Consider the following 11215-nt stretch of genomic DNA (forward strand, 5'->3'; position numbering starts at 1 on the left):
TGAAAGTATACTTTGATAGTCATTATGAAAGAAGATATCCCTGTTGTTGATAAAACAAGCACTTTATCTGATGTTAAAGTAGCAAAATTCGATGTAAATAAGCGTTACACAAAGCCTCATAAACATAATAAGTACCTGGAGATCGTCTTTTTTACAGGAGGGGAGGGGTATCATTTCCTGGATCTGAAAAATTATAAGATCGAACCCCCGGTTCTTTTTTTTATCACTAAAAATCAGGTACATCACTGGGAGATAGATGCAGTGCCCCGGGGCTATGTAATTATTATCAAGGAATCTTATCTGAACACGACCAAAGATAAATCTATAAATGCGAGGCTTCTTCAACTGAACGGGATTAACAAATTAAGCGTTCCTTCTGAAAAAGCCGAACAACTGGAAAACCTTTTTAAGGCATTGTGCAATGAATTTGAAGAATTTAATCCTAAAACAGAGATCTTTGAAGGGATTTTCAATGTTATATTGATGTATTTAATTGATTGTACGAATCGTTTGAATGGTAATAATCAGAATTTAGGTTTACTGTTCTTAAATATGATCCCGGCAGATCTTAAAATTAATGTCGGGCATTATGCCGGGAAATTGAATATGACCCCTCAAAACTTAAATAGCCTGTGTAAAAAAATATTTAATCAGACGGCCTCAGAAGTTATTGCACAGCATATTATAAAAGAAGTTAAATATTTACTTGTTTACACAGATTTTGCGGTTTCTGACATTGCTTATAAATTAGGTTTTCAGGACACTTCCAATTTTATCAAATACTTTAAAAGACATACCGGGTTAACCCCGCTTAAATACAAAAAAATAGACCAGGAGTACTAAAACAACCATTTAATTTTCACTTACACCATTTTTCGCAACCTTGAAAAGGTACTTTTGATGGCGTTGCAATTTTAAATTACAGACATGAGAAGTTTCAAAACACCGTATTTAGTATTTCTCTCTTTTTTCTATTGTATATATGTCAAATCGCAGGTTAGTGGTAAAATTGTAGATGATGCCAATACCCCTCTGGAATATGCCACTGCTGCTGTTTATCAACAGCAGGATAGCTCCCTGGTTGGCGGTGTGGTAACAGACGTTGACGGAAATTTTGAAATTTCCGGTCTGAAAAAAGGGAAATTCTTTTTAAAGGCTTCATTTATTGGGTTTGAACCCAAGTACATAAATAACATTGTTATTGATAAACAAAAGAATAACAGGGATCTCGGAACTATTCAGCTCATGCTGGGAAACCAGCTCTCGGAAGTTGTTGTTCAGGCGAACAAAAAATCAATGATCAGTAAAATTGACCGGCAGGTGTTTGAAACCAGTCAATTTAACAGTACACAGGGTGGTTCCGGGGCAGATGTCATCCGGAACCTTCCCGCAGTTAATATTAATGGCCAGGGGGAAATAAGTGTACGCGGCACCACCGGTTTTGTAGTCTTATTAAACGGGAAACCCTTACAGAGCGATCCTGCGACATTTATAGGTCAACTTCCTGCCAATGCCATAGAAAGCGTTGAAGTCATTACCGCCCCTTCCGCTAAGTACGACCCGGAAGGAAAAGCGGGGATTATAAACATTCTTACCAAAAAAGGAGCGCTGAATGGTTCTTTTGCACAGGTCAATATCAAAGGAGGTTTTCCTTCGATCGAAACCTACGGGAATGAAGACCCGCACAGGCGTTATGGTGGAGATTTTACGTATAATATAAGAAATGATCGTTGGAACGTGTCTGTTGGGGCCAGTTATCAAAGAAACGATCTCGGAGGGCGACGCGAGGGTGATGTGTATACCATAAACAACGATACACTAACGCGTTTCCCATCTGCCGGGGAGCGGAGTTTTGACGAAATAAGCTATAATGGCCGCCTTACGGTAGATTATAATCTGAACGAAAATAATAACTTCTCATTCGGGTTCTACGGGGGGAAACGTACCAAAGACCGGTTAGCGGATATTGTGTATTACGATAATCATGCCATTACTCCCGCAGAAGGAGGAGACAGAATATATACTTTCCAGTATTTCAACCACAACCTGCGTACCAGGAAAGGAGACTTTATTTTAGGGAGTCTTGATTATAACCATACCTTTAATGACGAATCCAGATTATCGGGGTCCGTACTGTATGAATATACCTTGTTAGGGGGGCCTACGGTAAATCAGAACCTGGGATATCCGGACACTTCTGTTGTTTACCAGGATGAATACAACACCAATGACAACCCTTTGCATGGAACAAGGCTACAACTGGATTATGATTTTAAGCCTTTATCGTTCGGGACCCTGGAGATCGGTTATCAGTACAGGGGTTTAAATCATACAGGAGATTTTGTGTATGAAAGGCAAAATAACGATACGGGTGAATTTGAATTGGTCCCGGAATTTTCGAGTGATGCCGACCTTAAAAGAAATATACACTCCGGTTATATACAGCTGGGAAATACTGAGAATAAGTGGCAATACAGTGCAGGTGTACGACTGGAAGCCATGAACCGTGAGTACGACCTGAAAGATAAGACGGGTGCTATCGATACTACGTACAGTTATGACTTCGTAAAATTGTTTCCGTCGGCAAGCCTTCAGTATAGTTTAAATGAAAGTACAGATATTAAAGCCGCGTATAGTAAACGTATTGAGAGGACTACAACCTTTAAAATGAACCCTTTTCCGGAAAGAGAACACTCGGAAACTTTAGAACAGGGAGACCCAACGCTCAAACCTGAATTTATTGACCTTATGGAGATCGGTATTACTAAGGATCTCAATCACGGAAGTAATATTTACGCTAACGGCTACTACCGCCATGTTAAAAATGTAGTGAACAGGGTAAACACCGTGTACAACGATACCATTTTAAACAGAATTTATTCCAATGTCGGAAATGCTAAAACCTGGGGGATTGAAATTGGTTCTCAGTTCAACATTACAGAAAAATGGAGTAATTTTATTGGCGGAAACCTGAATCACTATAAATTAAAAGGGACCTTTGACGGCAGGCCTGTTAACACAACCTCTACGATTTATTCATTTAACATAAATTCCACGTATGAGTTTTGGAAGACTGCTTCGATCCAGTTTAATTTTAATTACTTATCAGACAGGGTAACAGCACAAGGCGAAGATTCCCGGTTTTATTCCCCCAATCTGACCCTTCAGAAATCATTTCTCGGGGACAGGTTGAAAGCCACACTTCAGTGGCTTAATATAGACATGGGATTATTCAAGACCAATGAACAACGAATAACCACTTCCGGCCCGCATCGGTTTTATACCACTACAAATTATATATATGAGGTGGATATGGTGGTATTAAATCTATCCTATGTAATAAAAACAGGTAATAATAAATCCAGATTTATTGATAGCGAATTTGGTAAAAAAGAGTTCTAATATCTGTATACCGTAAAAAAAGAGAAAATCCCGTCCCAAGTACGGAAAGGCCTTGTAAAGTGGTTGTTTTACAAGGTTTTTTGGTTTTTTCCAAATTCAGATATGAAAGGAAATCCGGTGTGTTAAAAGTGTTGTCCAGTACAAATTATTTAACGCGAATAATGGCTAAGAAAAAAGGCTCCCATCTTCAGATGAAGGCCTGTGCTGAGCACAGTTAAAGCTGTGATAAGCCCTCGTTTCTGCTGGGCTCAAACGAGGACCAGTTGCGGGTACCCGAATCTGGAAAGTTTTTGTAATTTTAGGAATACGTAAAATAACGGGAATTCGATTCAGGCAACTATTTCACAAGAATTAGCGTCTGTTTTATTAGAGCATAAAACCAAGTTCGATGCAAAAACTAATAATTTTAGGAATTCTTATCTCATGTTTTTCTTGCAAAACAGAAAAACGACAACGCGATAAATTTGATGTGGGTTTTAACGAAAATATAGAAACATATTTTCTTGCAGAAATATTGTCAATCAGCCATAGAAACAAAAACAGATCATGGGAAGAATATAAACTAAAAACCTGCAGAGAATACCAACCCATAGTTGCAAGGGCATTGACAGATTTCGGAAAGCTATCCAATCATAAAATAGCTATTGAAACGGCCGGGTTGAATGATACATTGGGAAGTTTTGGATATGGAAACGACTTTATGATGGGTATTTTATTAGAACAGCCTGAATTCAGATTGTCAAAACCTCCGGGTGACTTCAAATACGCTCAAGAAGACCTTGACACCGCGCAAAGAACGTACTTAGAGAAAATAATTTCCAATTATATACAATCGCTTTATAATTTTTACCGGACAGAAAATATTGGAGAATTTTATCAAAGGAATTCGGATTTTTATGAAGGCGCGATAAACGAGGTCAGATCTCATATACCGAAGGGCTTTACCGATGCCATGGAAGCTTACTATGGTGATGCCCGGGAAAAATATATTGCTTTGGTAAGCCCAATGATGATATGGCCGATAGAAGAAAATGAAGGCCGGGGAATAGGAGCAATGGTAGTAAATGAAGGCGAAAAAACGGTCTACGAGATCATGAGCCCATATGTACAGGTCCCTGTAGGATCTTCAGATCAGGCATATCACCAGTTTGGTTATGATTATCAACCGAGAGCCAGAACATTAACTATACACGAATTCGGGCATTCTTTTGTCAATTCAGAACTTGAACCTTACCGAGAACAAATTGATAATTATTCGTACTTGTTTACGGATAGGCTAAAAAAAGAAATGGAATCGAAAGGGGTACAGAGTTGGCATGTGTATGTTATAGAGAACCTGGTCAGACTCGGAGAGATCAGGATTGCCGAAATTCAAGAGGACAAATCCAGGGCAGAATTTTTACGCAATTATCATATAAAACAGGAAAAATTTATTTTTCTTCCACAGCTGGAAAAGAAAATCATGGAGTTCGAAAACAATAGGGAGCAATACCCGATGTGGAAAGACTACTTGCCTGAACTTTTATCGGTGTTTGGAGAAAATGATGTTGATTTTGTAGATAAACAGTTGAATTAATTAATTTAAAAAAGGATACCATATCAAAAAAACTGGTCATCCGTACTAAACTCAGTTTAGGCACAGTCAAAGCTGCGATGGGCCCTCGTTTCCGTGATGCTCAAACGAGGGGACCGGTTGGCGTATCTAATCTCCCTTCGGGCTTTGTGTACTGAGCCAAGCCGCCGGGACGTTACGGGCAACGGTAAAAAGAGATCGTTAAATAATTGTATTGAAATGAAACTTTCAACGAAAGCAGAAAAAATACTGACTCAAATCACCGGCAAGAGTACCAAACTCGGAGACTTACGCACCCTTGCCAAAGGCATAAAAAAAGACCACGAACTGGCCATGGAACTTTGGTCATCCAAATATTTTTTTGCCCGGCAACTGGCCATCCTGATTATGGACAAGAAACTTCTAAGCGAAGCGGTGATTGACCAATTGGTTACAGACATAAACCAACACCACAAAAATGAGAAACTTCAACTCATGGACTGGTTAATGGCAAACCAACTAACCAAAGACAAAAAGACCATTGCAATGATTGAATCCTGGAAAGAAAGCCCAACTTCACTTAAAAGACGAGTTTATTGGTATTATCAGGGACGTTTGCGCTGGACAGGTAAAACACCGCCAAATAGTGAGGAGTTATTAACGGTCATCGAAAAACAGATAGAAAAAGAAGAAGCTGAAGTCCAATGGGCAATGAACTTTACAGCAGGCTGGATTGGGGTTTATGAAAAAAAGCACCGGAACCGTTGTATTGCCCTTGGTGAAAAAACCGGTCTGTACAAAGGTAAAATGGTTTCAAAAGGGTGTACACCAGAGTATTTGCCGGAGTTTATTACCATGGAAAGTAACAAAAGAAATTTATAAATATGGCTGACGTCAATAGCACCTTCTATCATTTGCTTAAAGAACATCTTACACAAGAATATGTAAAGTCAAAAACGATGGTCATCCGGGAAGGAAAACGTTCAGGAAAATTTTACTACCTGAAAAAAGGTGTTTTACGAGGGTGGACGCTTCACGAGGGCAAGGAAGTTACTTTTCAGTTCCTTTTTGAAAATCATTTCTTCTGTAGCATTGAAAGCTTTTGGTATAACAAGCAAAGCCTTTACTCTGTTCAAGCGATTGAAGATGTAGAATTATTAGCTATCGATAAACAAAAAACGATGGAGCTTCTGGCTCAAAAACCAGCCTTATTGGCAACTTTTAATGAATATTTGATAAATCGGCTGTTAACCTATCAAAAACTGCTTATTGACAGAATAAAAGACAAGCCCGAAAAAAGATACCAGGAATTGTTAGACCGGGCTCCGGAGATTATCCGTCGGGTACCTCAACATTATATTGCCTCGTATTTAGGTATCACATCCGTTTCTTTAAGTAGAATACGTAACCGGCATTAATTAACAATTGTTATCTGTTTCGTTCTTTCCTGTTCCTAGCTTTGTTTCGAACATTAAATTTTAATACCATGGAAGCAATAGTAAAAGGAATGCTAAAGGACATCATCGAAAACCCGGTTTATGACGAAAAATTGATTCATCGGTATTTTACGGACAATTATACGCAAACCGTTGATCACTCCACCTTAGATTTACCACATTTCAAGCAACATATTATAAAGCTGAAAGACTTAATTAAGCATGTGCACGTAGAAGTGATTAACTGCGCTGGTAACTCCAATACGGTTTTTACCAAACACCACGTTTATTCCGTATTGCGAGATGGTACTGCAAATACGCACAAAGTATTGGCGGAGTTTAAAATCCGGCATGGTAAAATTGCTTGTTGTGATGAATTAACTTTTCTTATAAGCGGTTCCGAGTCGGGCAAAGACCTGGGTTCGGTATTGTAATAAGTAATTTATCCAGGAGACGGTCTTCTAAGGCTCATTACGTACTCATGCCCGCCGCCAATTGAAAACTGGTGGGGCGGGTTTGCCCCGGTTCATAACGACAGCTTTTAGCAAAGCTATTTTCAAATCGTTTGAACCCCAAAATCTCTCAAACATCCTTATTCTACAACGCTTTCAAAGAACTTCGTTTAACAACATCGAAACGGTAGTGAATTCAAATACAAAATTCAGTAATTGGGATACTTTCTGTAGGGAAATAACTTCCAACTTTGTATTCATAAATTAAACGAGTTTATTAAATAAAGAAAATATGAGTACAGAAAATCAAAAAATATGGTTGGTTACAGGAACTTCAAAAGGTTTGGGGCTTTATTTAACCAGGCTTTTATTGTCACTGGGACACAAAGTAATTGCTACAAGTCGAAATACAGATGCGCTTGAAAAAGAAATTATTTCATTTAAAGAGAATCTATACCCTGTAAAACTGGATATTACTTCCGACAAGGAAGTTAAGAAAGCTATCGACGGCATTATAAAAAAACTAAAAAGAATTGATGTTGTAGTGAATAACGCAGGTTATAGTCTTGTAGGGAGTATGGAAGAAATGACCGATGGAGAATTCAGGGCAACAATGGACGTCAACCTGTTTGGAGCCGTTAATATCATTCGAAATGTAATGCCCTATTTACGCCAACAGAAAAGCGGGCACATTATTAATATTTCCTCCAATGCGGGTTATATTGGCTTTGAAAAAGCGGCAAGCTATAATGCAGCTAAATTCGCGCTCATCGGAATTTCCGAAGCTTTAGCGCAAGAGGTGGGAAATTTCGGGATAAGGGTGACGGTAGTTGCACCGGGACAGTTTAGAACAGAATTTATGAATTCCATCAACTATGTAAAGAACCGTATTGAAGTATATGGTGTAGATGAAGCTGAAAAGATGTGGTCTGAATTCAGTGGGACACAACCCGGAGACCCTGCCAAATTATCTGAAATCCTGGTTCAGATTAATGAAATGAAACAGCCGCCTCTTCATTTACTTTTAGGACCAGACACTTATGAGCTGGTGACCCGAAAAAGAGCGCAGGAAGATGCAGAATTTGAAAAATGGAAATCTTTGACGTTATCGACCAATTTTGATTAACTAGGAAGCGTAAATTCCGTTTTCATAAATTTGTTTGCAATGAAACCTTACACAATTCAGTCAATTCGAGAATTACATCAGCTTTTAGAGTTGCCAAAACCGAGGCACCCGTTAATCAGTTTAATTGATTTTTCTACCATTAAATGTTATGATGATGAAAAATTAGAGGCGGTTACTTACGGATTTTATTGCATAGCAATCAAAAAGAATTTTAAAGGTAAAATGCGCTATGGTCAACGGCATTTTGATTTTGATGATGGTATTATGACATTTTACGCCCCGAATCAAGTAATAATTACAGAAATAAGGGATGATTGGGAGTTGGAAGGTCTTTGGCTAACCGTTCATCCTGATTTTTTACAGGGTTTTTCCTTGTCTAAGGATATCCGTAAATTTGGTTTTTTCTCCTATTCCGTAAACGAAGCTTTACATTTATCTACAAAAGAAGAAAAAACCATTAATCGTTTACTATTGGATATTTCAAAAGAAAGTCAATTTTCAACAGATACATTTTCACATGCAATTATTATAAAACAAATAGAGTTATTACTGAACTATTCTAATCGGTTTTATCATCGTCAATTCTTAACCCGAAAACAGGCCAATAGTGGTTTATTATCCGATTTTGAAGATTTGTTAGAAGATTATTTCAACCAAAACCTCACAGAAACGGAAGGTATTCCCGGTGTCGCCTATTTAGCTGCAAGACTGAACCTGTCTCCCAATTACTTAAGTGATATGTTACGCAGTACAACGGGCCAGAGTGCCCAGCAGCGCATCCAACAAAAGTTAATTGAGAAAGCCAAAGAAAAACTATCCACGACTGAACTATCCGTTAGCGAAATTGCCTATTCATTGGGCTTTGAATATCCGCAATCATTTCATAAATTATTTAAAACAAAAACCGAGATGAGCCCTTTGGAGTTCAGGGCAAGCTTTAATTGATATGATTATTTATAAAAGGCTATTACATATTAGAAGAATCAATTAAACAACCAATAATCAACTGATAATCTTCCCTTCCGTTAAGTATGACGGTAAAAAGAATGGTCAATAACATAATAAAATACGCAATACCTTCCCCCGCTACCGCCAGTTTGCCCCATCTGGTGCTCGTTTGTAACGAGAACCCATTTTAATCCGGCATCCCAATAATTCCGATTATCGGGATCGGGAGTAATGCTCCTATACGGCGCATTACACCTATGTTGAGTTTGCCTGTACTGAGTCTATCGAAGTAAACACTCTTATACCACACAGGCGTATCTAATCTACCGGAAAAGACAATCCAAAGGCCAGGGCTCCGGCAAACTGTTCTGCAGACGGATGAAAATAATATGTAAACCCGAGGTCAAAGTTGTGCTCCGGGCCTAATTGCAAGCCCAGGGAAAAAGGAATATGCCACAGCAGGCCATTCTTTTTTATGTCGGTATATGCGGTATAGGTTTCAAAGGAACCCAAAGAGGCACCTATACCCCCTTCTACATACGGAGCCACCCACGGAATGGGCGCCGTAACCCGGGCCTTGCCGCCAATAAGGAATGCATTGGAAGTTATCTTGTCATCCGGCTCTCGTTGCGCACTGTCGTCTTTCCTTGTCTTGGTGAATATTACCCCGGCATATGGTCTCAGGCTAAACCAGGTACGCAGGTTAAAAAGGTATTCTCCCTGTGCATAAAAACCGGAGCCGTATGTGTCTACATCGTCATAAGGTGCTGATATGCCATATCCTATAGAGGCCCGGATGTATTGGCCTTTGGTAGTTTGAGCAATAGCCGCGTTGGAAGTCAGTGCTATAAAAATAGCCAGGCTGACGGTTTTACCTAAGGAAGGAAGTAAACGAAACTTTTTAGGTGAATAGTAATTTTTTTGCATAAATGGTATCATTAGAAGCCTAAAATAATTTTTGACAAAAGAACGAAAAAGTAACTTAACTTCATTGCACAATATATTGGAAGAGCAACCATACGTACACAGGCCTTCCGGATTGTGGCATTTATAGTTTCTGCTCATAGGTTAAAACTACTCAATTTTATGGTACGGTTGCGGAACCGGCGAGAGGAGAGAGGGAGAGAACGCAATACAATTGCGCATCAGCGGGGGTATTGCTGACATTTTCTTTTATATTTACAGTAAGTAATCAGTAAATGCCACCGAAAAATACGGAAAGAGAAAACCATTCGATAAAACCATATTATGATCAAAAGAAATTGTATTTCCACTTACATCAAAACGGTTAAAAGACTGAAGTATTTTCCAGTTTTTTTCGGGATATTCTTTTTACTGTCGTTTTTCCTGATACCACTAAATCAGGTAAAAGCTCAATCATTAGGCTCAATAAAAACAGAGAATATAACATTCAAGAGTGAAGGAGTGCTTCTTGCCGGAACAATCTATAAGCCTGAACATTCGCATGCAGCAGTGGTCCTTGTACATGGTTCAGGTCAGGAACCTCGAATGACCGATTTTGCAGAACTTCTGGCAAAAAACGGCATTTCAGTGTTCACCTATGATAAACGTGGAGTTGGAGAATCAGGAGGAATTTATGCGGGTCCGGAATTAGGGACAAATAACATTGATTCGGTTAACCTCACTTTATTAGCGAAAGATGCAAGTGCTGCGGTGAACAGGCTTCATCAACAAAATAAAAACATACCTATAGGTCTTGTTGGTTTTAGTCAGGCAGGATGGATCATCCCCATTGCTGCAACCGGGAATCCGTTAGTAGAATTCATGGTTTTGTTTAGCTGCCCTACAGTTACAACTCTGGAACAACTCAGATTTCAGTTTTACACCAATGGAGATACTGATTTTTGGGAAAATCATACAGAAGCAGACGCACGAGAACATATCAAGAATGATCTTGACCGGTATCAATTTACAAGCACAGACCCAAAGGTCGCTTTGAGTGCCCTTTCAGTTCCGGGTCTCTGGCTTTTTGGTGAAAAAGACATACAGATCCCGGTAAAATTATGTATAGAGCATCTTAATACGTTTAAAGTTCAAGGCAAACCTTTCGAATATTCTCTGTTTCCAGCATTAGGACACAACACTGCTTTTGCCAATACCACAGCACCAGTTGACATTTCTATTCATTGGATAAAGCAGAGCGCTTTAAACATTAAGAATAAAAAGAGATTTTAGCTTAGGGAAGGCTTCTCCCATCTGGTGCTCGTTTGTAACTAGAACCCATTTTAATCCGGCATCGGATCAATCTCAAAAGTTGTGGGGAAATTGGGTAAAGGTT

The 11215-nt window shown here is 38.9% G+C and carries 10 protein-coding genes; 9 read left to right on the forward strand and 1 reads right to left on the reverse strand.

Features of this window, described 5'->3' with window-relative positions; all coding sequences use genetic code 11:
- Positions 1–24 precede the first annotated feature (24 nt).
- The 8 genes from ED312_RS22335 to ED312_RS22370 all read left to right on the forward strand — a co-directional run bounded on the left by ED312_RS22335 (position 25) and on the right by ED312_RS22370 (position 8913).
- Positions 25–843 carry an AraC family transcriptional regulator gene (locus ED312_RS22335; RefSeq protein ID WP_123218239.1) on the forward strand — a complete coding sequence of 273 codons (819 nt, stop codon included), beginning with the start codon at positions 25–27 and terminating at the stop codon, positions 841–843.
- Between the two features lie 84 nt (positions 844–927).
- Positions 928–3402, forward strand: coding sequence for an outer membrane beta-barrel family protein (locus tag ED312_RS22340; protein WP_123218240.1), 2475 nt, complete (start codon positions 928–930; stop codon positions 3400–3402).
- Positions 3403–3790: 388 nt separating this feature from the next.
- The gene (locus ED312_RS22345) at positions 3791–4978 is read left to right on the forward strand and encodes a DUF4932 domain-containing protein (protein WP_123218241.1); all 1188 of its coding nucleotides are present in this window, start codon (positions 3791–3793) and stop codon (positions 4976–4978) included.
- A gap of 216 nt (positions 4979–5194) precedes the next feature.
- Positions 5195–5836 (forward strand): DNA alkylation repair protein, encoded by a 642-nt coding sequence (locus tag ED312_RS22350; RefSeq protein WP_123218242.1) that lies wholly within the window; start codon positions 5195–5197, stop codon positions 5834–5836.
- Positions 5837–5838: 2 nt separating this feature from the next.
- Positions 5839–6372 (forward strand): Crp/Fnr family transcriptional regulator, encoded by a 534-nt coding sequence (locus ED312_RS22355; RefSeq protein ID WP_123218243.1) that lies wholly within the window; start codon positions 5839–5841, stop codon positions 6370–6372.
- Positions 6373–6440: 68 nt separating this feature from the next.
- Positions 6441–6824, forward strand: a complete 384-nt coding sequence (locus ED312_RS22360) for a hypothetical protein (RefSeq protein WP_123218244.1) — start codon at positions 6441–6443, stop codon at positions 6822–6824.
- A 310-nt stretch (positions 6825–7134) separates the two neighbouring features.
- A complete protein-coding gene (locus ED312_RS22365) occupies positions 7135–7968 on the forward strand; it encodes an SDR family NAD(P)-dependent oxidoreductase (RefSeq protein ID WP_123218245.1) in 834 nt (277 codons plus the stop codon).
- Positions 7969–8007: 39 nt separating this feature from the next.
- A complete protein-coding gene (locus ED312_RS22370; protein WP_123218246.1) occupies positions 8008–8913 on the forward strand; it encodes a helix-turn-helix domain-containing protein in 906 nt (301 codons plus the stop codon).
- 321 nt (positions 8914–9234) lie between these two features.
- Here ED312_RS22370 and ED312_RS22375 read toward each other — a convergent pair whose 3' ends face one another.
- Positions 9235–9843 carry an outer membrane beta-barrel protein gene (locus tag ED312_RS22375; RefSeq protein ID WP_123218247.1) on the reverse strand — a complete coding sequence of 203 codons (609 nt, stop codon included), beginning with the start codon at positions 9841–9843 and terminating at the stop codon, positions 9235–9237.
- 321 nt (positions 9844–10164) lie between these two features.
- Here ED312_RS22375 and ED312_RS22380 point away from each other — a divergent pair, with 321 nt between their 5' ends.
- Positions 10165–11112, forward strand: coding sequence for an alpha/beta hydrolase family protein (locus ED312_RS22380; protein WP_123218248.1), 948 nt, complete (start codon positions 10165–10167; stop codon positions 11110–11112).
- The last annotated feature ends 103 nt before the right edge of the window (positions 11113–11215 follow it).

It is taken from the genome of Sinomicrobium pectinilyticum (assembly GCF_003725735.1).
Lineage (GTDB): Bacteria > Bacteroidota > Bacteroidia > Flavobacteriales > Flavobacteriaceae > Sinomicrobium > Sinomicrobium pectinilyticum.